26 protein-coding genes and 1 pseudogene are annotated in these 23585 nt (G+C 60.8%); 11 read left to right on the top strand and 16 right to left on the bottom strand.

Annotated elements, in window-relative coordinates:
* Positions 1-44 precede the first annotated feature (44 nt).
* Entirely contained in the window at positions 45-521 is a 477-nt protein-coding gene (locus HIR79_RS12970) for a nucleoside deaminase (protein WP_169958683.1), read from the top strand.
* A 16-nt stretch (positions 522-537) separates the two neighbouring features.
* On the opposite strand, the gene HIR79_RS12975 is transcribed toward HIR79_RS12970, so the two are convergent.
* The 6 genes from HIR79_RS12975 to cadR form a co-directional block, all read right to left on the bottom strand.
* Positions 538-1398: a sensor domain-containing diguanylate cyclase gene (locus tag HIR79_RS12975; RefSeq protein WP_169958684.1), complete on the bottom strand. Its 861-nt coding sequence runs from the start codon at positions 1396-1398 to the stop codon at positions 538-540.
* Positions 1399-1479: 81 nt separating this feature from the next.
* Positions 1480-2631 (bottom strand): hypothetical protein, encoded by a 1152-nt coding sequence (locus HIR79_RS12980; RefSeq protein WP_169958685.1) that lies wholly within the window; start codon positions 2629-2631, stop codon positions 1480-1482.
* On the bottom strand, positions 2628-3437 hold the full coding sequence (locus HIR79_RS12985; protein ID WP_169958686.1) for a hypothetical protein: 810 nt from the start codon (positions 3435-3437) through the stop codon (positions 2628-2630). Before HIR79_RS12985 ends, HIR79_RS12980 begins: the two co-directional genes overlap by 4 nt.
* Before the next feature lie 11 nt (positions 3438-3448).
* Positions 3449-4312 carry a glutathione S-transferase N-terminal domain-containing protein gene (locus tag HIR79_RS12990; RefSeq protein WP_169958687.1) on the bottom strand — a complete coding sequence of 288 codons (864 nt, stop codon included), beginning with the start codon at positions 4310-4312 and terminating at the stop codon, positions 3449-3451.
* A gap of 126 nt (positions 4313-4438) precedes the next feature.
* On the bottom strand, positions 4439-4849 hold the full coding sequence (locus HIR79_RS12995; RefSeq protein WP_249322152.1) for an amidase family protein: 411 nt from the start codon (positions 4847-4849) through the stop codon (positions 4439-4441).
* Between the two features lie 96 nt (positions 4850-4945).
* Positions 4946-5353, bottom strand: coding sequence for a Cd(II)/Pb(II)-responsive transcriptional regulator (gene cadR / locus HIR79_RS13000; RefSeq protein WP_004364961.1), 408 nt, complete (start codon positions 5351-5353; stop codon positions 4946-4948).
* A 95-nt stretch (positions 5354-5448) separates the two neighbouring features.
* Between cadR and HIR79_RS13005 the strand changes: the two genes are divergently transcribed.
* The 4 genes and pseudogenes from HIR79_RS13005 (at position 5449) to HIR79_RS13020 (ending at position 8669) form a co-directional block, all read left to right on the top strand.
* Positions 5449-6345: a cation efflux transmembrane domain-containing protein gene (locus HIR79_RS13005; RefSeq protein WP_169958688.1), complete on the top strand. Its 897-nt coding sequence runs from the start codon at positions 5449-5451 to the stop codon at positions 6343-6345.
* Between the two features lie 3 nt (positions 6346-6348).
* Positions 6349-6861: a signal peptidase II gene (lspA, locus tag HIR79_RS13010; protein WP_004863699.1), complete on the top strand. Its 513-nt coding sequence runs from the start codon at positions 6349-6351 to the stop codon at positions 6859-6861.
* A 21-nt stretch (positions 6862-6882) separates the two neighbouring features.
* Positions 6883-7023, top strand: a pseudogene (locus HIR79_RS13015) (ISL3 family transposase); the annotation flags it as partial.
* A gap of 78 nt (positions 7024-7101) precedes the next feature.
* Positions 7102-8669, top strand: a protein-coding gene (locus tag HIR79_RS13020; RefSeq protein ID WP_249322131.1) for an IS3 family transposase whose coding sequence is annotated in 2 segments (ribosomal slippage) — positions 7102-7567 and positions 7567-8669 — 1569 coding nt in all. Because the reading frame shifts where the segments join, the coding sequence is not laid out codon by codon here.
* Between the two features lie 6 nt (positions 8670-8675).
* Here HIR79_RS13020 and HIR79_RS18405 read toward each other — a convergent pair.
* The 9 genes from HIR79_RS18405 to HIR79_RS13065 form a co-directional block, all read right to left on the bottom strand.
* Entirely contained in the window at positions 8676-9032 is a 357-nt protein-coding gene (locus HIR79_RS18405; protein WP_211620784.1) for a hypothetical protein, read from the bottom strand.
* A gap of 158 nt (positions 9033-9190) precedes the next feature.
* Positions 9191-9604, bottom strand: a complete 414-nt coding sequence (locus HIR79_RS13030; RefSeq protein ID WP_169958689.1) for a hypothetical protein — start codon at positions 9602-9604, stop codon at positions 9191-9193.
* 256 nt (positions 9605-9860) lie between these two features.
* Complete coding sequence (locus tag HIR79_RS13035; protein ID WP_211620787.1) at positions 9861-11036, bottom strand: DcaP family trimeric outer membrane transporter; 1176 nt, start codon at positions 11034-11036, stop codon at positions 9861-9863.
* Positions 11037-11207: 171 nt separating this feature from the next.
* Positions 11208-11624 carry a hypothetical protein gene (locus HIR79_RS13040; protein WP_169958690.1) on the bottom strand — a complete coding sequence of 139 codons (417 nt, stop codon included), beginning with the start codon at positions 11622-11624 and terminating at the stop codon, positions 11208-11210.
* Positions 11625-11755: 131 nt separating this feature from the next.
* Positions 11756-12526: a copper resistance protein B gene (locus HIR79_RS13045; RefSeq protein WP_169958691.1), complete on the bottom strand. Its 771-nt coding sequence runs from the start codon at positions 12524-12526 to the stop codon at positions 11756-11758.
* Between the two features lie 9 nt (positions 12527-12535).
* A complete protein-coding gene (locus HIR79_RS13050) occupies positions 12536-14347 on the bottom strand; it encodes a copper resistance system multicopper oxidase (RefSeq protein ID WP_169958692.1) in 1812 nt (603 codons plus the stop codon).
* Between the two features lie 72 nt (positions 14348-14419).
* A complete protein-coding gene (locus tag HIR79_RS13055; protein ID WP_169958693.1) occupies positions 14420-15754 on the bottom strand; it encodes an ATP-binding protein in 1335 nt (444 codons plus the stop codon).
* Complete coding sequence (locus tag HIR79_RS13060; protein WP_081712100.1) at positions 15735-16400, bottom strand: response regulator; 666 nt, start codon at positions 16398-16400, stop codon at positions 15735-15737. Before HIR79_RS13060 ends, HIR79_RS13055 begins: the two co-directional genes overlap by 20 nt.
* A gap of 9 nt (positions 16401-16409) precedes the next feature.
* On the bottom strand, positions 16410-16910 hold the full coding sequence (locus HIR79_RS13065) for a cupredoxin domain-containing protein (protein WP_095623612.1): 501 nt from the start codon (positions 16908-16910) through the stop codon (positions 16410-16412).
* A 209-nt stretch (positions 16911-17119) separates the two neighbouring features.
* Here HIR79_RS13065 and HIR79_RS13070 point away from each other — a divergent pair, with 209 nt between their 5' ends.
* From HIR79_RS13070 to HIR79_RS13085, 4 genes are all read left to right on the top strand, one after another.
* The gene (locus HIR79_RS13070; RefSeq protein ID WP_169958694.1) at positions 17120-17704 is read left to right on the top strand and encodes a Spy/CpxP family protein refolding chaperone; all 585 of its coding nucleotides are present in this window, start codon (positions 17120-17122) and stop codon (positions 17702-17704) included.
* 119 nt (positions 17705-17823) lie between these two features.
* Positions 17824-18126: a hypothetical protein gene (locus tag HIR79_RS13075; RefSeq protein WP_169958695.1), complete on the top strand. Its 303-nt coding sequence runs from the start codon at positions 17824-17826 to the stop codon at positions 18124-18126.
* Positions 18127-18204: 78 nt separating this feature from the next.
* Positions 18205-18357 (top strand): hypothetical protein, encoded by a 153-nt coding sequence (locus HIR79_RS13080; RefSeq protein WP_023007307.1) that lies wholly within the window; start codon positions 18205-18207, stop codon positions 18355-18357.
* A complete protein-coding gene (locus tag HIR79_RS13085; protein WP_023007306.1) occupies positions 18354-18794 on the top strand; it encodes a DUF411 domain-containing protein in 441 nt (146 codons plus the stop codon). Before HIR79_RS13080 ends, HIR79_RS13085 begins: the two co-directional genes overlap by 4 nt.
* Before the next feature lie 202 nt (positions 18795-18996).
* Here the strand turns inward: HIR79_RS13085 and HIR79_RS13090 are convergent, their stop codons facing one another.
* Positions 18997-20058 (bottom strand): calcium/sodium antiporter, encoded by a 1062-nt coding sequence (locus HIR79_RS13090; RefSeq protein ID WP_169958696.1) that lies wholly within the window; start codon positions 20056-20058, stop codon positions 18997-18999.
* Between the two features lie 234 nt (positions 20059-20292).
* On the opposite strand from HIR79_RS13090, the gene HIR79_RS18410 reads away from it, so the two are divergent.
* Positions 20293-20808 (top strand): hypothetical protein, encoded by a 516-nt coding sequence (locus HIR79_RS18410; RefSeq protein ID WP_211620793.1) that lies wholly within the window; start codon positions 20293-20295, stop codon positions 20806-20808.
* A gap of 58 nt (positions 20809-20866) precedes the next feature.
* Positions 20867-23584, top strand: coding sequence for a site-specific DNA-methyltransferase (locus HIR79_RS13095; protein WP_211620797.1), 2718 nt, complete (start codon positions 20867-20869; stop codon positions 23582-23584).
* Position 23585 lies beyond the last annotated feature (1 nt).

Genomic DNA, 23585 nt, shown 5'->3' on the forward strand with positions numbered 1-23585 from the left:
GGAGTATGCTGGTGGCTCACTCGGTAACCCAAGGAGCCCGGATGATGATCGACGAGACGGATATGGCCTACCTGGAGCGCTGCGTGGCGCTGGCGGAAAAGGCGCTGGAGGCGGGTGACGAGCCGTTTGGCTCGGTGCTGGTGAGCGGGGATGGCGAGGTGCTGACGGAAGACCATAACCACGTGGCCGGCGGCGACGCTACCCAGCACCCGGAGTTCTTCCTGGCACGCTGGGCCGCGGAGCACCTGACGCCCGAGCAGCGGGCGCGGGCCACCGTCTATACCTCCGGCGAGCACTGCCCCATGTGCGCGGCGGCCCACGGCTGGGTGGGTCTGGGGCGGATCGTCTATGCCAGCTCGTCGGAGCAGCTCATCGGTTGGCTTGGGGAGATCGGCGCTTCGCCGGCGCCGGTGGCGCCGCTGCCGATCCGGCAGGTGGTGCCCGATGCCGTGGTCGAGGGGCCGGTGCCGGCCTTCGCCGAGCGCCTGCGCGGCCTGCATCGCCGCCTGCACGGCGCCTGACTGGCCTGGCCGCTCGTCACCGAGCGGCCGAGCGGTGCCTCTTGATCCGGTACATGTCGCCATCCGCATGGCTCAGCAGGGTGTCGGCATCCTCCCCGTCGTAGGGATAACAGGCCACGCCGATACTGCAGGAGGGCGCGATCCCGTCCAGTTCACCGCCCAGGGGCTGGGAAAGGACCGCGAGAATCTGCTCCACCTTCCTGGAGACGGCATCCGTCGAGTGGATGTCCGTCAACAGGACGGTGAATTCATCGCCGCCCATCCGCGCCACCGTGTCCGTCTCTCGCACGCAGCCTTCCAGCCGTCGTGCCACCGAGCAGATCACACGATCTCCCACCGCATGGCCATGGGCATCATTGATGCGCTTGAAGTCGTTGAGATCCAGAAACAGCAGCGCCAGGCCACTTCGATGGCGGTGGGCCGCATGCAGCGCCGATTCCAGCCGATCATAGAACAGCGACCGGTTGGTCAGCCCCGTGAGCGCATCATGATGGGCGAGGTAGCGCAATTCGTCCTCGGCCTGCCTGAGGGCCGTCACATCCCGGGCGACACCGATCCGCACCCCCTCCTCCGCGTACCAGCAGGCAGACCACAGGATATGAACGATACCGCCATCCTTGCGGATGTAGCGGTTACGGAAATCGATGTGGGACTGTCCCTTCATGACCCGGGTGATGGAGGCCAGAGAGGCCGCCAGGTCGTCCGGATGCATGTAATTCGTGATCATCGTGCCCATCAGCTCGTCGGCACGGTAACCGAGCAGTACCTCACAGGCATCGCTCACGAACACGATCTGGTTGTCCCTGTCGACCACGAAGACCGTGTCCAGCATCAGGTGGACAAGCTTGGGATAGAGGGCTTGAAGATCAACGGGCATGTGTCAGGGCGTCCGGTTCGCGAACGCCGAGTGTATCCCGAACTTGACGGGAGCCGGTAGAAATCCTGGGGCCGTTGTGCCTCACCTGCCGAGAATGCGGTAGGCCTCGGGCGTCGCCTCGTTGCCCATCTTTTCCGTCGCACCATCCGGCGAAACTACGCGATTCACCCGCGCCTCCATGTCGCGGGCCGTGGCAACGGTGGCGGCCTCGAGGCTCAGGGCCAGAGACGCCCGGGCCTCGTCGAGGGCCTCCTGCAGCTGCGCCTCCATGGCCGGGCGATAGCGCGCCTCCTGCCCCTTGAGCAAGGCGTATTCGCTGCCGGCGATGCCGGCCAGGGTCGCGGCCGTGGTCAGCGTGCCCACCACCACGGCCCCGGGGCCGGTTGGCGAGGTGGCTACCGCCGCCGCCCCGCCGCTGGCCAGCGAGCGCGCAGCACCGGTGCCCAGGCGCAGCGCGAGGCTGCGCAGCGCCATGCGGCTGCCCTGTACGGCCGCACCCGCCCCCAACCGTCCGGCCAGGGCGCGGCCCACCACCAGCCCCACGCCGCTTCCCCCCACCGCCGCTGCACTCCATCGCGAACGATCCAGGCCCTCATCGAGGGCGTGCTGCAGCACGGCGTCCAGATCGAGGCCGGGGCTCTCGCCCTCCCCCGGCTCGGCGGCCACCTGGCGCGGGGCGTAGCGCTCATGAAGCGTGGCGGCCAGGCCCTCGGCCATCGCCTGCTGCTCGCGAGCCAGGCGCTCCGGGTAGTCCGCCTGGAGCTCGGCCAGCGCCGCCTCCAGGCCGCTGGGAACCACCAGCCGCTCATGGAGCTGTTCGTCCAGCCAGGCATCCAGGTCACCGACCAGGGCCACGGCGAGCCGCTGGTAGCTGCCCGGCGCGGAAAAGTACCAGTCCAGATAGCCGGGCACCGCTTCGACCAACGGAACGAAGGCGGCATCGAGGCGCGCCTCCCACCAGGGCGCCATGCGCGCCGCGAGCCGCGCCTGTGCCTCGCCGGTGAGTGTGGCGAGGTCCCGGGTGAAGTCGGCATGGGCCTGGGCATCCAGGGTCAGCGACTCCCCCGCCACGATCACCCGGAACAGCGGCGCCTGGCTGCGCGACTCCAGCCAGCGGTGGCCGCCCTCGAACAGCACCAGCAGCAGCAGGACCACCAGCAGCGAGAGCCCCCAGCGGAGCAAGCCGCGCGTGGGGGCATGCCCTTCCCGACGAGGCAGGGTCGCGTCGCTCATGGGGTCTCCTCCTGGCGCCGATTCGTTATCCCCTCGCCGCGCAGCGCATCGGCACCGACCAGCAGGCGCACGAAGGCCCAGGCAAGGGCGCCCTGGGTCAGCAGCATCAGCAGCCAGCCCAGCAGCGCCAGCGGCGCCCCCAGCGACAGCTGCGCCTCGGCATTCTGCATCGCCCAGGCCCGAGTGATCTCGGCGGCGGCCGCCAAGCGTTCGAAGAAGGCGAGCAGCGATCCGCCCTCGCCGGCCGGCAGGTGGCGCAGTAGCGCCGCCTCCCAGCCCAGGTCGACGAGCCATGGCTGGGGCAGCCACAGGGCCATCCCGACCAGCGCCAGGGCCAGCAGACCGGCGACCGGCCCCACCAGCAAGCGCCGGGTGACCGCCGGCAGACGCGCCTCGATCACGTGCGGCGCCAGGCGCCGGTGCAGCCAGCCTCGGGCCAGCGCGACGCCGAATGCCCCCGCCAGCAGCAGCGGCCAAGCGGCGAGAGGCAGCCCCCGCAGCTTCACCAGCAGCACCAGCGCCAACAGGGCGCCGAGGAGCTGGTGGCGAGCCACCATCAGGGCGCCGCCGCGCAACCGACGATGCCAGGGGGAGCCGTCACGCAGGTACTGCCCCAGCCAGGCATGGCGGCGCAGGCGGGCCGCCTCCAGGCTGCCGGCGGCGATCAGTTGGGTGGCCAGCACCCAGGCGGGCAGGAAGAGCCAGCGGGCCCAGGCACTGCCCGAAAGCGACCAGAGCAGCAGCGCCAGCACCGGCAGGACGAGGTGCAGCGGAAGGCTCGAAAGATGACCGCCTGGGCGTCCCATGGCCATGATCCCTACCGGGCCAGCACCTGCTCGATATGGGCCTCGCAGCGCCGGTGGGCCGGCCGCTCGCGCAGCCCGGCCCAGTAGGCCTCGAACTCCGGGCGGCGCGGCAGGGTGCCGAACTGCATGCCCCAGCCGATATGGGAGCCGACGTAGACATCCGCCGCGCTGAAGGCATCGCCGGCGATATAGGGCCTGCCCGCCACGGCGGCGGCCAGGGTCTCGACCAGGGTCCAGTAGTCGCCAGAGCCCAAGCGCATCGCCTGCTCCGCCGTGGGCGCAACGCCGAGGTCGTTCAGGGCGATGGCGCTCTCCAGGGGGCCGGCGGCGAAGAACAGCCAGCGGTAGTAGTCGCCCCGGGCGGCGGGCGGCGGTGCCAGGCCGGCCTCGGGGAAGGCATCGGCCAGGTAGGCGCAGATGGCGGCGGCCTCGGTCACCACCGTCTCGCCGTGGCGGATCGCCGGCACCTTGCCCAGCGGGTTGATGGCGAGGTACTCCGGCGCCTTCATGGCGGCGCCGTACTCGAGGGTCACCATGCGATAGGTGGCGCCGAGCTCCTCGAGCATCCAGTGGACGATGCCGCCGCGGGAGAGCGGGTTGGTGTAGAAGATAAGCGGGGCGGGCTCATCCTGAGCACCAGCGGCCGGAGCCGGCTCGGCCAGGGCCGCCGGCGGCAGCTTGACCTCCGGCGGCAGCACATAGCCGCGGCCCGGCTCGTTGACCACCTCGACCCCCACCGCGCGCAGCACGGCGATGTCCTGGTAGAGGTGGCGCAGGGTCACGCCAAGCGCCCTGGCGAGTTCGGGCCCGCCGATCGGGCCCTGGTGGTGGCGCAGCACCCGGAGCAGCTCCTGCAGGTGAGTCGTTCGAGTCATGGGCGCTTCCTCGGGCAGGTGGCGGGTGAACGCGTTCCCGCCGGCGAGGCGGAGACGAGAGCATCATCATGGCCCTGCCCGGGCCCGCTGGCCAGTCACCCCCGACCTGCCTACAGGTGCCACACCCTAGGCGCTCGCCTCCACCAGGGTCTGCGCGATGGCGAGCAGCCGCTCGTCGCCGAAGCGGTCACCCACCAGCTGCACGCCGAGCGGCATGCCCGCCTCGCCCCGGCAGAGCGGCAGGTTGAGGCAGGGCACGCCGAGCAGCGTCCAGGCGCGGCAGTAGAGCGGGTCGCCGGTGGCGTCGAGCCCCTTGGGGGCCACCCCCTGGGCGCTGGCGGCGAGGATCACGTCCACCTCCTCGGCGAAGACCCGGGAGAGCACCGGCTGCAACGCCGAGGCCTGGGCGCGCGCCTCACGGTAGCGCACGAAGGGCAGCGCGCGGCCCGCCTCCAGCAGCTCGACCAGCTTCGGCCCCATGCGGTCGGCGAAGTGGCGATATTCGCCGGCCAGGGTCCGGGCCGCCTCATAGGCCATCACTATTTTGGGTAAGCGGATTAAATGGTTGATCTTACCTTTGCATGAGAGTGAGACAGACCGGCATCTCATCGGATTATCTGGTTGATGCTTCACCTACTGCTGGTGCATGTTTCCTTCGCTAATTCCAGCAAGAACCCCACACGCCTCAACTTCCCGGTCATCGTTGCAACTCGCTCTCAGTGAAACGAGTTGTTTCTCAAGCGCTTGCAGAGCGGTTATCTGCGACCGCACATGAGAGATGTGATCATCGAGCAAGGCGTTGACGGCGGTACAAGGCTGATGAGGGTCGTCCTGATAGCTCTGTAGTTCGTGAATCTCAGCCAGTGACAGGCCCAGGATTCTGCAGCGACGGATGAAGGCCAGCCCCTCACCATGCTTCTCGGTATAGACACGGTAACCGTTGTCCTGCCGATCAGGCGGCGGCAACAAGCCCTGCTGTTCATAGAAGCGGATCGTCTGTGTTTCGACCCCTACCAACTGCGCCAACTGACCAATGCGCATCAGCCTCCTCCCCAACGGATTCTTTACTCTATTGACCTTATAGTAGCTTTATAGTTTTAAATGGTACCACAACATTGTTCAAGTGGAGTCGTATCATGAGCAAATCCTGTGGTGGCGCCTGTGGCGGTGATGCAACGTCCGCAGCGGATACCGATATACAGGCCTCCTCCGAGGCGCCAGGGAGATGGGTCAGTGTTTATGCCGTGCCGAAGATGGACTGTCCATCAGAAGAACGAATGATTCGCCTAGCCCTGAACGGCTTTGAGGAGATTCGGGCGCTGTCCTTCGACTTGTCGAACCGCCGGCTGAAGGTCGTGCATGACGGCGAGGTCGAGCCCGTCACCTCGAAACTGAAGACCTTGGGGCTAGGCGCCGCGCTTCAGGAAAGCGTTGCTGCAAATCCGGAGACCATCAAGGCCGCCGAGTTCTCGGCAGCTTCTGCTGAGCAAGAATCCGGGACCCTGCGCTGGTTGCTCGGCATCAATGCACTTCTGTTCGTGGTGGAAATGACTGCCGGTCTGATGGCTCAGTCAACTGGCCTCATTGCAGAGTCCCTGGACAATTTTGCTGATGCGGCAGTGTACGGACTCGCTCTTTATGCGGTTGGGCATAGCGTGAAAAGGCAGGTCCGTGTTGCGCACGTTGCTGGTGTGGTCCAACTGGTTTTGGCTGTTGGCGTACTCGTAGAGGTGGTGAGACGCTTTGTATTCGGTAGTGAGCCTGAATGGCTGGTGATGATGGCTATCGCATTCGTCGCATTGATTGCCAATACCGCCTGTCTGCTGATGGTATCCAAACATCGAGGGGGCGGAGCTCATATGAAGGCTAGCTGGATATTTTCGGCCAACGACGTGGTGATCAACCTGGGGGTCATCACCGCCGGCGCCCTGGTCGCGTGGACCGGGTCCAATTATCCGGATCTGATTATCGGCACCATCGCGGGGGTCATTGTACTTAACGGTGCCAGACGCATTCTGGCTTTGAAGGGTTAAATAATGCTCATTATTGGCAAAAAGCTCTCGCCGTATGCCCTATTGTCCATATCGGGCCTGCTGGCAGCGTCTGATCAGGCTGTAAAGTGGCTGGTGCAGCAATCAATGGCCTATGGCGAGTATGTTTCGGTGACCCCGTTCTTTAACTGGGTGCACCTATGGAACACCGGTGCCGCATTCAGTCTTTTTGCGAATGGTGGAGGCTGGCAGCGCTACTTTTTTATCGGAATCGCGGTAGTGGTCTCGATTTTTCTGATCAAGCTGATCCTTGAAAATCGTCATAAAGGAGAAGCCATCGCTTACAGTCTTATCCTCGGTGGCGCCATGGGCAACCTGATTGACCGGGTCTTTCGCGGCTATGTTGTGGATTCCTTTGATTTCTATTGGCGAGACTGGCATTGGCCGGCCTTCAACCTGGCTGATATTGCAATTGTCCTCGGTGCCTTACTTTTCGTTTCCAGCAGCTTGTTGGGTAAAAAAGCAAACACCAATGCCGAGCCGGATGGATCTGACTGACACCTACGCCTATACAACACCATGACCGAACTTCCCGACAACATCCTTCACCTGCCGCAATACCAAGTACTGGGCTGCAAATCAACCGACGACGAAATGCACTTCCAAGTGGACGTGCCCGATCCCATCGCCTGCGAGGAATGCGGCGTGCAGGGTGAGTTCCCCCCAGTGTCAGGATGACTGTCGTGCCCTCTGATACCCTGTTCCTATAAACCGATCAGGGGGCGAAAGGAGACACTCATGCCTCGTTACTCAGAGGAGCGCCGGCAAGCCGTGGTCACCAAGCTGCTGCCTCCCCACAACCTCTCCCCGCAGGTGATCGCGGAGCAGGAAGGGATCTCGCTGGGCACCGTCTACACCTGGCGCAAGCAAGCCCGCGCCGAGGGACGTTGCCTGCCGGACGCGCTGGGCAAAGGCACCGATGGCTGGTCGTCCAAGGACAAGTTCAACGCCGTGCTTGAAACCGCCTCGATGAATGCTCAGGAGACCGCGGAATACTGCCGCCGTCGGGGCATCTTCCCCGAACAGCTGGGGCGGTGGCGGCATGACTGCGAGCAAGCCGCCAGCCTCTCGCACTCGGAACGCCAGCGTGAAGCCGACGAGGCCAAGCAACAGCGCAAGCGCATCAAGGCGCTGGAAAAGGAGCTCGCCCGCAAGAACGAGGCCCTGGCGGAGACCGCAGCGTTACTGGCCCTCAGAAAAAAGGCGAGGGCGATCTGGGGGGACGAGGACGCATGATCAGCACCCCAGATCGCCAACGCGCCATCGCGCTGATCGAAGAGGCCAGGGCCCAGGGGGCCCGCCTGGAGGCCGCCTGCCGAGAGCTGGGCATCACCGCCAGGACGTACCAGCGCTGGACGCGCGGCGGCGAGCTGCACGAGGACCAGCGCCCTTTGGTCGGCCGGCCGGTGCCGGCTAACGCGCTAACACCGGCCGAAGAACAGGAGATCCTCGACGTGTGCCACCGCCCCGAGTACGCCAGCCTGCCGCCAGAGCAGATCGTGGTGCGCCTGTTCGACGAGGAGCAGCGCTACTTGGCCTCATCCTCGTCGTTCTACCGCGTGATGCGCAAGCACCACGAAATGGTGCATCGGGGCCGTGCCAAGCCACCTCAACGCCGCGCCAAGCCCACGACCTACCAGGCCACTGCGCCGAATCAGGTGTGGTCGTGGGATTGCACGTGGCTGGGCGGCCCGATCAAGGGACAGCACTACTACCTGGTCATGATGGTCGACATCTTCAGCCGCAAGATCACCAGTTGGGAGGTGTTCCTGGCCGAGTCGGCCTACAACTCCCGCACCGTACTGGAGCGGGCCGTGCTGGCCGAGCGGATCATTGACCAGCCGCTGGTGCTTCACGCGGACAACGGCAGCCCGTTCAAGGGTGCGACGCTGCTGGAGAAGCTTCACGAGCTCGGCATCACGCCATCCTTCAGCCGACCGCGGGTCAGCAACGACAATCCCTACTCAGAGGCGCTGTTCCGCACCTGCAAGTACCGCCCCTGCTACCCCACTGACGGGTTCGCCACGCTCGACAACGCCCGCGAGTGGGTGGCTGGCTTCGTGCAGTGGTACAACCACGAGCACCGGCACAGCGGCATTCGCTTGGTGACACCGGCACAGCGCCATGCGGGCGAAGATAAGGAGGTGTTGGCCAAGCGCCACGTCATCAATCAGGCGGCGCGTGACGCCAACCCTGCGCGATGGAGCGGCAAGACCCGCAACTGGACGCCGATCGGTACCGTGTCACTCAACCCGGAGCGGGAGCTCCAGGTCACCGTCGCCGAACCGGAAAAACAGGTGGCCTGAATGACCTCAGAGGCGACAGATTCCTTGACAACTACCGTTGGCAAGCGCCAGGCTATCTCCTCTGGGAAATTTCTGACTGATTCCTACGCTGAACTGGGTCATACCTTCTTGATTCAAGTCAAAGGTATCAACCGGCAGATTTCCCGCTTTCAATGAAATCTGGGGATCAGGGAGCTGGGCCGATGCAATGGCCTCGTTCTCAAGGGCGGTTTCAATGGACGCACTTCCGGTTAACCAGGGGTCCTGATCAATGGCTATCTGTATCGCTTTTTGTAAATTGTCCGTTTCACTTCCGGCAACAGCAATAGCTGGCATCCAGGCGACACCCAAGACACCAGTGAATAACAATGCAGCCTTGATCACGGCGACTCTCCACGCAAAAGGGTTACTCTCAATAACAAAACGCCAGCATCAATCAATTAAATTATCAACCATGAAACGCCATACCTGGTTATTAACTAGAAAACCATGAAGTTGCTGAAATGGTGGTTGGCCAGCATTAGCTGGCCAACTCCCGCGTATCACTGGATGTCTACGTGCAGACTGTACTGGTGCATATCACTATCACCCAGACCACCACTATCACCTGAAACCATCAGGCGATATTCGCCTTGATCGAGCTTTTCATCAATAGTGAAGTCTCCGTTGAACGAATCTACTTCCGCGATGGTTTTCCCTGATTCATTCATCAACTTTGCCTTCATCCGAAGCGTGAGACTTGATGAGCCGGGAAAGTGATCACTGGCAATCTTGACCTTTGAGCTTTCGTTTAACGAGAGCGCATATTCGTGCGGGAAGCCGCTGGTCAAAATGCCACCGGGCGTAACCCCCTCCGTCAGCTGCCTGTCCTGAGATTCGGTGTGGCCAAAATTGGCAAATGCTGGCGTAGCAACGAGGCTGATGATGGCAGCGGCAAGTGCGAATTTGATTTTCATGTCAACTCTCCCTTCCTGTTTGGCGACAGACTCAGGATACGTTTCTAACCTGAACCCAGCCTTAACAGCTAGGCTATCAAATATGATCCAGGTCATTCATTTTTCCCGTGATGATGAACAGGACATGCCTGAGAAAATATGCGGAAAATGATCTAGGTCACATTTTTACACACCATGCCTTGTCCATATAAAAAAAGCTTGGGCATTCACCCAAGCAATCGATCAGAACAGCTTTCTGCTATGCTATTGCTTCATCCTAGAAACCATATTGGGCAGCCACCATCACACGGCTCGCGTCTTCTTCACGACCATCGGCCAACTCCGTTTCGAAATAGCCATACTCAATTCCATACATCAAACGCTCGCTGGGAGTCCACATCAGATTAAGAAATGTATTCTTGTTCTTTCTACCCGCATTGCCACCTACGGTAGTGTCGCCTAAATCGACATCGGTATAGCCATGAGACGCGTTCAGTGAATACTGTGGCGATATTTGATAAGAAAGGCCAACGGCTCCGCCATCGCCAGACAGCGTTTGCAGCTTGCCGTTGGTATCGACGTAGGCATCGGCACCGTTGAAGTAATCGCCAGACAGATAGAGGTAACTGTTCGCCCCCTCGCTGGCGTTCACGATCGCTCTCAAGGTCACCGGTCCGGCATGATAGGCGCCTGCGGCGAAGGCCCCATAGCCCATTTCCGTATCCTTCTCGCTGCCGGTATCGTACTTCAGCTGTCGGGCGATGCCGGCGATGGAGTAGGAAAACTCCCCCATGCTATCTTCATAGCGCAGGCTCAATGCCGGCATCGATGATACGGCATCGTCATTATCTGGCAAGGAGGCGTCTTCAGGTAAGGAACCATCGATGTTCTCCGCCAGCTGTGCTTTTGGATCTTCCGCAGCTATCGAGAATCCTCCAATGGTGTAGCGCAACTGGGCAAGGCGCGTACCATAGCCACCATAGCTTCCCGCCGTGCTAAAGAAATCCAGTGTGGGCGTGGCGGCGACGAAGGTGTTGTAATTCGACCAGGTCTGCCCGGCAAGGATGCCATTCCAGGACCCATAGGCATGCCGTAGTCTGAAGCGCGTATTATCATCGTTGTAGGACCAGAAGTCTCCTTCGATAACGGTGTCTAGCGTGCTCCCCTCGACAGGCGTACTGGTCCGAAAGCCGATGCGGCTTTGTGTTGCGGTGACTTGAAACTGATCCCCGACATCCCTCTCATCTTCCGATCCTGCGACTTCAGCAAAGTAACCTTCGTTTGCCGATCCGGCATCCCGATCGAAGTTATAGGCCATATTCAGCCTGGCGTAACCATAAAGCCCCACAGTGGTCTCTCCCACTTGGGTTTCCAGGGCCGACGCAGAAGCCGCCCCCATTGCCAAGGCTATGGCCGTCATATTGATCAAGGGAGCCTTCTTGTTATTCCACATGATGACACCTCAATGTATAGAGCTTGTAATTGACGCCGCTTACGGCACCTTTAAATTAGCAAATTTTTCTGAATCTACGCTGAATATTCCGTGACGAGATACCACTCTTCTATAAAAAAAGGCCAGCTCACGGCTGGCCCTTCTGGTTCACATCATAACTGACAAGGGGAATTAATAGGCGACGTGTAGCTGATACCGGTCGCTGAGATTATCCGCGTTTTGGGTATACGACCATCCTGAGACTTCCACCTCGTATGCACCTGGTTGCAGCTGGCGTGAGAGCTGGAAGTGACCTCGCGGACTGGATGCTTCCGCCACACGACGACCGGAATCGTCATACAGCGTGGCCATGATCCGGACTCCTGAGCCCGATACGCCGGGGAATTGCTCGCTGGTTATCCTCAGCGTAGTAGGTTGATCGATATTGATCTGGAAGCGTTTCGGGTGTCCGTTCGCCAGGATCTGCGTGGGGGAAATGCCTCTTTCCAATACCGGCACCTCCTGGGCACTGGCTCCCATGTTGGCGAGGACAGGCATTGAAAACATGCTTGCCACTGCCATTCCAAATATAATTGCCTTGAGCTTCATGATCTGTCCCTCCTTTTTGATGACACTGTCATGATAGCGGTGCAACTTGAAACAGAGCTGAATATAGGGCAATGAAAATTAAAAAAACGCCACCTTTCGGTGGCGCTAGCGTCGAAAAGCTACAATCGAAGTCAGAACATCAACCTCACTCCCGCCACCACGCCGGTATCTTCCGTGGCGTCACCGCTGGCGCGAGCGAGATCGGCGGTGTCGCCGTACTGCTTCTCCCAGTACGCCCCGACGTAGGGAGCGAAACGGCGGGTCACCTCGTAACCCAGACGCATGCCGACGCGCACCGAGTTGAGCCCCTCGCCGACGCCAAACTCCTCGACCTCGCTGGCAGCGACGGCAATCTCGGTGCGCGGCTGCAGATAAAGGCGTTGCGTTAGGCGCAGGTCGTACTCGCCCTCGAAACTCGCTGAAACATCGCCCTCATCGCTGACCTGTAGCGCCACGTCGGTCTCGATGCCGTAGGGCATGACGCCCTGTAGGCCAACCACGCCGTAGGTGCGCTCGGCATGGTCGTCGGAGAAGATCCCACCTTGGTAGCCGATGCCGCCCTGGAGTTCCCAGAAGTCGGCGACGAGCCGGCTATAGAGAAGCTCCAGGGATTCGAACTCGGCGTCCTCGCCATCGCCCTGGACATTCTCGCCCTCGGACTTGAGGTAGACACGGTTGACGTCGCCGCCGTACCAAGCCTGGAAGTCCCAGACCAGTTCCTCGTGCCCCTTGTCGGGCACGGCGTACTCGAGCCGGTCGAACAGTGCCATGCCCATATTGTGTTCCACAACCGGTGACGGCCAGCCGGCCGGAGCATCGTAGCCGTCCTCTGCCTGGGCGACGGAAAACGCTGTCGTGGCCAGCAGGACACCGGCGGCGGTCAGTGGGATTCTGTTATTCATGCCTTCTCCTTACGAAACCTTGACGACCCGGAACATGCCGGCATCCATGTGGTAGAGCAGGTGGCAGTGGAAGGCCCAGCTGCCCTCGGCATCGGCGGTGATCAGCGCCGAGACGCGCTCCCCGGGCTTGACGTTCAGGGTGTGCTTGCGAGGAATGAGCTCGCCCTGGCCGTTCTCCAGCTCCATCCACATGCCATGCAGGTGGATGGGATGCTCCATCATGGTGTCGTTGACCAGGATCAGGCGCAGGCGCTCGTCCTTGTTGAAGCGGATGGGGCCGGTCACCTCGCTGAACTTCTTGCCGTCAAAGGACCACATGTAGCGTTCCATGTTGCCGGTGAGGTGCAGTTCCAGTTCCCGCTCCGGTTCACGGCGGTCCGGCCAGGGAGTGAAGGCCTTGAGGTCCCGGTAGACCAGCATGCGTCGCGCCTCCGGGTCGATGCCGATGCCGGCCTGGTCGTAGCGGGATCCCGGCTGGGCCGCCCCCGCCGCCAACATGCCGTTGGCATTGATCCTGCTGCGCTCATTCGACATGCCCTGCATGTTGGAATGGTCCATGCCCTGCATGCTGGAGTGATCCAGGCCCTGCATGTCCGAGCCGTTCATGCCGGAATGATCCATGCCCTGCGTGTCTGAGCCGCCCATCGCGGAGTGGTCCATGCCCTCCATGCCGTGGGCCCCCATGGCCTCCATGCCGCGGTCGGCAATCTTGCGTCGCTCGGGGATCTCGGCGGCCATGCCCTCGCGCGGCGCAAGGGTGGCGCGGGCGTAACCGCTGCGATCCATTGCCTCGGCGAAGATCGTATAGGCCGTGTCGTCCTCGGGGGCGACCAGCACGTCGTAGGTCTCGGCCACCCCTATCCGGAACTCGTCGACCGGTACCGGCTGCACCGGCTGACCGTCGGCTGCCACCACGGTCATCTTCAATCCGGGAATACGCACATCGAAGTAGGACATCGCCGAGCCGTTGATCACCCGCAGGCGGACCCGCTCACCGGCCTGGAACAACGCCGTCCAGTTCTCTTCGGGGGAATGACCATTGAGCAGGTAGGTGTAGGTGCTGCCGGTGACGTCGGCGATGTCGCGAGAGCTCATGCGCATCTTCGCCCACATACCACGCATCTCGGCGGTGGCAGCAAAGCCTTCCTCACGCACGTCGGCGAAGAAGTCGGCGATGGTGCGCTCCTGGAAGTTGTAGTAGCCCTCGGCGGTCTTCAGGTTACGGAACACCGACATGGGGTCCTCGAAGGTCCAGTCGGTGAGCAGCAGCACATGCTCACGGTCGTAGCGGAAGGGCTCGCGTCCGGCGGCATCGATGATCAGCGGGCCAGCATGGCCGAGCTGCTCCTGCAGGCCGGAGTGGCTGTGATACCAGTAGGTACCGTTCTGGCGAACGGGGAAACGGTAGGTGAAGGTCTCGCCCGGCGCGATGCCGGGAAAGCTCACTCCCGGTACGCCATCCATCCCAGGCGGCAGGATCAGGCCATGCCAGTGGATGGACGTGGGCTCGTCGAGCAGGTTGGTGACCCGCAGCACGGCGTCCTGGCCTTCCTTGAGCCGGATCATCGGCCCGGGGCTGGTGCCGTTGATGCTGATCGGGCGTGCCTCCTTGCCGTCGATCAGGATTGATTCGCGGCGGATGGCCAGCGACACCTCCGGCCCCTCTTCGACTCCCTTGGAATAGACATTGGTCTGACCCCAGGGGTTGGCCCAGCTAGGACGTAGGCTAAGGGCCGCTGCCGACCCAAGGCCAAGCGCCGCACCGCCTTTGAGGATCTGACGACGTGACATCGGGTGCGTGATGACGCGCGAGTTTGCCATGTGTGACTCCCGTCCATGTTTGACGCGAGCCAGTTTGACTGACGAACCTGAAACAGGCCTGAAAATGCGCAATTAATCGGTAGATTCCTTGATGGGCACCTCCATCCTCACGCACAAGCCCCCCAGTGCACTGGGCTCAAACCTCACTTTCCCGGCATAGCGCGTCATGAGTTGCCACAGAATAGACAAGCCAAGGCCATACCCAGGATGACTTTCATCCAGCCGCCGGCCGCGCTGGCCAAGGCGAGGCAGGTCATCTACTGGAACACCAGGACCGTCATCCTCAACGGTAATCCTGAGGACATCATCGAGCACAATGCGACTGTCCACTTTGCTACTGGCCCACTTGCCGGCATTGTCAAGCACAATCCCTAGCATTTCGGAAAAGTCCTGAGATTCGATGGGTACACGTTTCTCAAATTCCCCCGGCAAGCTCATGGTGAAATTAATGTTTGGGTAAAGACCTCGAAACATCTCGGTCAACCTTGTGCAATCACGATGGAGATCAGACATACGCCCCGCGTTTGGGCCCGCAATCCTTGACCGCCTAAGTTCTGCATCCAGTTGGGCGTGAATCTCCTCGAGACGCTGCACCAGCTTCTGGCGACGAGTATCATCAATAGGACGCGTCCCTCGCAGCACCTGGGTCACCGCCGCGAGCGGCGTCTTGAGTGCGTGAGACAGGTTTGCTACCGAGTCGCGAGATCGTTGCAAACGACTATCGATCTCATCCATGAATCGGTTGAGCTGAATGACCAAGCTATCTAGCTCAGAGGGAACATCCAAGGATAGACGCTCTTGATCTCCAGTCCGAAGTTTTCCAAGTTGATCACGGAGTCGTGAGAGAGGTATCAAGCCACGATTGACCGCCAGAATATTCAGCAGCACCAGGAGCAGTAACAGAACTGCCGCAATAGCCGCTACCCACCAGTGGAGCTCATGCAGCCCTGCTTCTACTTGAGAAAAATCTTCACCAACAAGTAGCACCCCACGTTCTTCCTCCAAAGAAAAAGACCGCCGATATACCAATATATGTTGCTCCCCATCCCTGACTTCCACGAGAGCATCACTGGTATCATCCAACAAAAAGTTCAGCGCCTTCACCCAACGTGGGTCTGAAGAGGAGATATCGCTTCCTAAGCGTAGAACGTACAAGTGGTGAAAGGCTTGAAAGCCACGGCTCGCGGAATCCAGCACGACTGGGGTAGAAATATGATCCTGCTTGACTTGTTCAATCGCATGATCGGCTTCTCGTTTCAGGCGCTCTCCGAGAAAATCGCGCGCCAGGTCTTGAAGAAAAATACCATGCAACAGCCATGTGGCTCCGGTCACGATGATGGCAATGCCAGAGAGCCAACACAGCAAGCGGATTCGCAGGCTTCGTCCGTCAATGCGTAACAAAGACATACCCCTGTCCGCGCCGAGTCTGGATCACCGATTTCCCTACATAACGGCGCAATCTGGCAACATACACTTCGATAATATTAGGCGTCGCCGCATCTTGATCCAATGCATAAAGTTGCTGGAGAAGGCGTTCCTTAGATAGCACCCGATCTGGATGATGCATAAAATAACGCATGAGGGCGAACTCAGTTCCAGTCAGGGACTGCCAAGCCCTACCATTGACGCTGACAGATCGACTTGCCTCGTCCAACATAATACCATTGAGAGAAAGCTCATTCGACGTACTGCCAAACTTCCTGCGAAGTAGTGCTCTAATCCTGGCGATGAGCTCAGGCTCATGAAAGGGCTTTGTCAAGTAATCATCAGCACCTTCTTCAAGACCTACGACCTTATCTTCCCAGGTATCTCGAGCAGTCAGAATCAGAACAGGAAGGTCGTATCCATCTTTACGCCACTTCTTGAGCAAATCCAGCCCAGAGCCGTCTGGAAGACCGAGATCGAGGATTACCAGTTCATAGTGCTCGGTTGCCATAAGTGACCTGGCCACTTTCAGCGAAGTGGCCAAGTCAACCCGGTAACCGTTGTCTTTCAGACTTTCGGCCAGACTCTCTGCGAGAAGGTCGTCATCTTCAAGAAGCAACAGTTTCATGTAAAAAACTTACCCCTGTAAATCGATATTTCCGTACATGCCTGCCTCATAATGGCCCGGAATGTTGCAGGCGTACTGCAGCCCGTCCACATTCTGGGGGGCAGTCCATACAAGCTCTGCGGTGTCACCCGGCGCGATGGTCACTGACGGCATGCTGCCACCATGCTCGCCTTCGGCCATGTCATGGCCTCCGTGACCACCATGGCCACCACCACCGCCATGGCTACCCCCCATCTCCTGCATCATCTTGCGATGTGCTTCCTGAGCCTCGGCATCACCGATGACGAATTCGTGCTCCACGTTACCAGTATTAACAATTTCGAACTTGATTGTTTCGCCGGGAGCAATGTTGAGCTTCTCCGAGTCGAACCACATGTCACCCGCCTCGACGCGGATGGTGCGATCGACGTCAGCATTGCTCATTGATGAATGCGAACCGCCATGCTCACCAGCTGCAAAAGCAGCTGTCGTAGCGAGGCCGAGTGCCAGCGTCAGTAGGGTCTTGCGCATGATATGCCCTCTTTGAGTTGAGTCAGGGGAGTTCACTTGTAACGCACAAACCTGAAGACAAGCTGAACAAAGCAAAAAATAGTGTCAATCCACATCACACCTTGACATTGGGCCCACCCATAAGTTGTAAGCTCATAACTGAAGCCAAACAGCCTTCCCTGCCTCGGTAAGGCGATTTCTCTACCAGCAGCAAGATGAGAGTACAGCACATGATCAAGCACAAGCAGCTTCTCGCCATCGCTCTGGCCGCCAGCATGGGTGTCGTCACCAGCGGTGCCGCCTCTGCGCAAGGTATGCAACAGGGTCAGGGCATGCAACAAGGCGGCATGATGGGCGGTCAGGGCGGTATGGGCCCCGGCATGATGATGGGCGGCCAGGCCGGCATGGGCCCCGGCATGATGATGGGCGGCCAGGGCGGCATGGGCCCCGGCATGATGATGGGCGGCCAGGGCGGCATGATGCCCTGTCCGATGATGGCGAACATGGGAGGCATGGCCGGAATGCTCGACGAAGAGCAGCTGAGTTCCCTGCGCGAGATGCGCAGGGAGCACCGTTCCGCCCAGTTCGAACGCATGGGCGAGATGATGAACCTGCGTGACGACATGATGCTGCTGATGCAGGCGGAGCGTCCTGATCCGGAGGAGGTCCAGGCACTCCATGGTCAGATGGCCACCCTCCAGGGCGAGATGATGGCGGACAAGGTGCGCATGCGTAATCGGATGCAGGACCTGCTGAACGATGAGCAGCGCGAGCAGCTGAAGCAGGACCCTTCCTCCGGCAACAACCCGCAGTGATACCCGATGCCCGCCGCCTGCCGTACATCGCTCAGCCATCTCGCTCCATATTGCGCTGGGTCAAGGTGGTCAACCGAATGACTGGCACAGAATGAGGCAAGGATGACGAGGGAATCACCATGACCCTACAGGCTAGACCGCTGCACCGCACACAAGGAGGACGCCTGCTGGCGTTGCTGCTCGCGATGCTGCTGTCAGTGACCGGCCTGACCGCTCAGGCGGCCATGGAGAGCTGCGCCGCTGACTGCAGCACGGCTGAGGTCGAGTTGTTCGATCACGCCGACCCCGAATGCGCCGGCTGCGCGGCCCTGGCGTCGACGCCCCTCGTCATTCCTGCCACCCCCGACACCCTGGCCGACACCGCCGGACCGGCTAAGGTCGAATTCATCGCCCCGCCCCCGCGCGAACCTCCCAGACCCTGACCGTGCATCCAACGCCTCGGTGATGCCGGCCATCGGCCTGCCACCGGATTTACCTGCACGTTCGTCAGGAGTCTTGTTATGTTCAGCAACGAATGCTTCGCCTTCATGGACTCAATGAGCTGGATGGGATGGCTGATGCCGCTGACGGTCACGCTTTTGCTTGGCCTAGGCATTGCCGCCCTCGTCAAATACCTGTTCGTTTCCCGTCACACCCAGGAGAACCGCTCATGAACCGCTTTGCCCCCACCCTCTTTTTCTCCACCGCGCTGCTGTTGGGCGCCGGCACCACCCAGGCCGCATCGCCGACCGAGGCCACCCTCTACAAGAATCCCCAGTGCGGCTGCTGCGACGAGTACGCCCGCCAGCTTGAGGAGCGCGGTGTCAGCGTGACCATCGTCGATGACGTGGAGCTGGGCAAGGTCAAGGAGCGCGTCGGCCTGCCCTACGGGCTCGGCGCCTGCCACACCATCGAGATGGGTGAATACGTGATTGAGGGCCATGTTCCCTTCGTGGCCGTGGAGAAACTATTCGAGGAACGTCCTGACACCGATGGCATCGGCCTGGCCGGCATGCCTATCGGCACCCCCGGGATGCCGGGCCCAAAGCAGGAAGACTGGAACATTTATCAATTCCGGAACGGGGAGGCAACACCCTTCATGACCCTGTAATCCGACCTACAGGCAGAGGAAAAAGGGCCGCTTCACGCTTGAGTGAAGCGGTTTTTTCTGTTTGGTTGAAGCACAACTGCGTCGTGATATGTAGGGCGGGACAGGACTGCCGATGACGTCAAGGCATTGGCACTTGGTCGATAGCACCCACGGCCCGACAGGCCAACCGGCCACTTCGGGCGCGGGCAGGGGTAAATAGTGGTCATAAGGGCCGTATTCCTCGGTGGCGCTCCTGTAACACCAGTACCACCAGCGTCAGGGCTGTCAGCGGGAGTGCAAAGAACAGCATGGTGACGCTGAAGACCGGTAGCGCATCGTGGTGTGTGGCAGCCAGGATCAAGTAGAGGGTGTAAGCCAGGTAATAGGCTAACAGAACGCCACCCTCCCAGCGGCTGATCACCCCGCCAGTGAAGCAGATCGGTAGACAGAGCAAGGCCACGGCATTCATGACCGGGATATCGAAACCCGCCATGGCCTCGGGGACGGCGATGCCGGTGGGAGCCAGCAGCCCGGCCAGGCCCAGCACGCCAAGGAGATTGAACACGTTACTTCCCACCACATTGCCAACGGCAATGTCGCGCTCCCCACGCAGCGCAGCCACGATCGAGGTGACTACCTCGGGAAACGAGGTACCCGCCGCGATGATGGTCAGACCGATTACCTGATCGCTCACGCCTAGCGACTGAGCAAAGACCACGGCGCCGTCCACCAGCCAGCGCGACCCCAGCACCAGCATGCCCAAGCCTCCCACCACATACGCCTGGTTGTTCAATAGCCTGGCGCCTATCGGGCCATGCTTGGCGCGGCTCTCCGGTGATGGTTCCCGACGGCTCTGGCGGAAAAGGAACAGCAGGTAGGCAGTCAGGCCTATCACCAGTAGCCCTCCATCAAGACGCCCGACGCTGCCATCCAGAACCAGTAGCAGGACCAGCAAGGAGAGTCCGACCATGAGCGGGATGTCGAAGCGAATCAGCTGCTGTGCCACGGTCAGCGGTACGATCAGCGCCGAGACGCCCAGGATGAACAGCACGTTGAACACGTTACTGCCCACCACGTTGCCCAGGGCAATACCCGCCTGGTCATCGATGGCCGCCTTCAGGCTGACCGCCAGCTCAGGCGAGCTGGTACCGAAGGCCACGACCGTCAACCCGATGAGCAGCGGCGACATGCCGAACCTGACAGCCAGTCGAGAAGCGCCCTTGACCAGTCCCTCGGCCCCGATGATCAGCAACAGCATCCCGGCAATGAGCGCCAATATCGTCATTATCACTCCCTAAGCCCCACCTCTCGGGATTCCACTCTCCAAGATCTCCCTGGATGAGCCGGAACCGGCATGCTGCAATTGGTACCGCCCCGTATCACCGCCTTCACAACAGCCCCTGCCTCGATAACCGTCCTTGACCTCGCGCCTTGCGGCCACCCTGCCGATTCACCATGATGGCCTGTATCATCAGCAGGCTAAGCGCATTCATCGCCGCCAGAACGACAGGGACGCCCCATGAGCCAGACCGACGCCCAGCTACGTGAGCTGATCCTCACCCTCGTGCCCGATGACGGCAACACCATCGGCAACGCCAGGCTGCTCAAGCAGCTCAGCGAAGAGGCAGGCGAGGTCGACAAGCTCGACTACGAGCAGGTTCGCGACGGGCTGATCGAGGAAGGCGTGCTGGGCAAGGGGCGTGGCCGGGGCGGCTCGGTCTACCTCGTCGATCCGCCCTTCCAGCAAGAAGACCCGGCTTCAGACGACATGGCCCCCGACCTCACCCTGCAGATGCAGGAGGTCCCTGCGGAGCTGCCGCTGGACCAGCAGCCAGCCAGGCCGAAAGCCGCTGCCAAGCCTCGCCAGAAGAAGCCAGACCAGGCCGAGGTGCTCTCCTACCGTTATGACGAGAAGCGCAAGAACAACCCCCATGTGGGCATGGTGGATACCGCCAGCGACGGGGTAGAGGAGACCACCACCTGGGCCTACGACCCCCCACCTGGACCCCGAGCTGCAGTTCGACGCCTCTGCTAACCGTGCCCAGGTTGAGACGCTGATCGACGATGCCCTGGCCTCCGGTGACCAGGAGCAGATGAAGGCCGCTCTCGAGGAGCTCAAGCGGCGGCAGTCCCCCTACCTGCAGTGGAGCGGCAAGGCCGAGCGCACCAGCTTCGAGGTGGATACCGTCTCCCTTCACGTCCACGAGCGCATCGACCCCGCCACCATCCTCGGTGAGGTGCAGAAGCGCATGAAGGCGGGCAAGAAGGGGGGCAGCGCCTTCCAGCCCGACATGTTCCACGCCCCCTTCGAGAACCTGCCGCTGCGCGAGGCCATCGACTTCTACAAGCACGAGCGCGACTGGGCCAACCGCCTGATCGCCGGCGACTCCCTGTTGGTGATGAACTCCATGCTGCAGAAGGAGGGCATGGCCGGGCAGTTGCAGATGATCTATATCGACCCGCCCTACGGCATCAAGTACGGCTCCAACTTCCAGCCGTTCACCAACAAGCGCGACGTCAAGGATCGCAAGGACGAGGACCTGACCCAGGAACCGGAGATGATCAAGGCCTTCCGGGATACCTGGGAGCTGGGCATCCATTCCTACCTCACCTATCTACGCGATAGGTTGCTGCTGGCGAGAGAGCTGCTGAGTGAGAGTGGCTCAGTGTTTGTGCAGATTTCGGATGAAAACCTGCATCATTTGCGGGAGCTGATGGATGAAGTCTATGGGGCAGAAAACTTTGTCTGCATCATTGCGTACAAAACATCAGTTGGCATGGGAGAAAAGAAGTTAGATACTGTGAACGACTATATCGTTTGGTATGCAAAAGATACTGATAAGGCTAATTTTAACCAGCTCTATTTTACTCTGGAGCGAGGGGAGGTAGGGGCGACTAGGTATGGCTACGCTCTGGTTGATCGTATTAAGGAAATAAGTGCCTCAGACCTGAAAGGAGACGAGGAAGATGTTCGTTATTATACGGATCAAGGGTTAACAAGTCGCTCTGGAGGTGAGAGCACCAGCTTCAAGATTGATCATTTTGGCTTGGCCATGACACCCACTGCAGGTGGGTGGCGAACTGGTAAGATTGGTGTGTCTCGCGCAAAGAAGTCAAATAGAATCTTCGTTACAGGCACTGGAAAATTTCGTTTCAAAAAGTTTTTTGACGACTTCGGGGCTTTGGCTTTAACCAATTTTTGGGAAGATACTGGTGGTGGGATTCAGAGTCGTAGTGATCCCAAAATCTATGCTGTTCAGACAAACACCACAATTATTGAACGTTGTATCCTGATGGCCACCGATCCCGGCGACCTGGTACTGGACCCCACCTGCGGCTCCGGTACCACGGCCTATGTGGCCGAGAAGTGGGGCCGTCGCTGGGTCACCTGCGATACCTCCCGGGTCGCGGTTACCCTGGCCAAGCAGCGCCTGATGACCGCCAGCTATGACTACTACGAGCTGAAGTATCCCCAGGAGGGGCTGGGTGGCGGCTTCATCTACAAGACGGTGCCGCATATCACCCTCAAGTCGATTGCCAACAACCCGGAGATCGATGAGCTCTACGAGCAGTACCATCCTGCCATCGAGCAGGCCTTGGCCAAGCTAAACCAGTCGCTGCAAGGCAGACCCATCACCTTCACCGTCACCGAGGGCGGCCGCAAGGGCGACAAGGTCGACTTCGCCACTCCCGACAGCAACGCGGTCACGCTCCCCTCGGGGGAGACCGCCAAGGTCAACGAGCTGCTCGAATGGGAGGTCCCTTTCGATTATCCCGACGAGTGGCCGGAGGCCACTAAAACGTTCTTTGACGCTTTCCACAGCGCCCGCCAGGCCATGCAGCGCCGCATGGACGAGAGCATCGCCAACCACGCCGGCCAGGAGGTCCTCTACGACCAGCCCGAGGTGAGCCGAGACAAGCTGCGCATCACCGGCCCCTTCACCGTCGAAGCAGTGCCCTTCGCCACCGTGCTGGGCCTGGACGAGGCCGAGCAGCCCAAGGAGGCCGACGTCGCCGTGGCCCGCTCTGGGGCTACCTCCCGCCATACCCAGTGGCGCGAGGAGCTGCTCAAGGCTGGTATCCGCGGTAAGGGTGGCCAGCACCTCAAGCTGATTGACCTGGAGACCCTGCCCGGTGCCAAGTATCTGCACGCCGTGGGTACGGTGGCGGAGAGCGGTGAACGTGTCGCCGTCAGCTTCGGTCCCGAATATGCCGCCCTGGAACAGCGCCAGGTGGAAATCGCCAAGAACGAGGCCGGTAATCTCTTCCCGACACCCAGGTTGCTGGTGTTCTGCTCCTTTACCTTCGACCCGGAGGCCGCCAAGGATATCGACAGCATCAAGGGCATCCAGGCCCTCAAGGTGCAGATGAACACGGACCTGCTTACCGAGGACCTCAAGAAGAACGCCCGCAGCAACGAGTCCTTCTGGCTGATGGGCCAACCGGACGTCGAGGTGCATACCCTCAAGGACGGCAAGCTGCAGGTCGAGGTGCACGGTTTCGACTACTTCGACACCAAGAGTGGTGAGCTCAAGTCCGGGGGGAAGCGCGATATCGCCGTATGGGAGCTGGATACCGACTACGACGACCGTTCCCTCTACCCGCGCCAGGTGTTCTTCCCCATGGCCGGCAAGAAGGATGGCTGGTACAAGCTCAAGAAGGACATCCGTGCCGAGCTCAACGAGGAGCTGCTGGACAAGTACCACGGCACCAAGTCGCTACCCTTCGAGCTCGGCGACAACCGCTGCATCGCGGTGAAGATCGTCGATAACCGCGGCATCGAATCGCTGAAAGTCGTTCGGCTGGACTGAC

Origin of the sequence: Halomonas sp. PGE1 (genome assembly GCF_013000985.1) — a bacterium.
GTDB lineage: Bacteria > Pseudomonadota > Gammaproteobacteria > Pseudomonadales > Halomonadaceae > Halomonas > Halomonas alkalicola.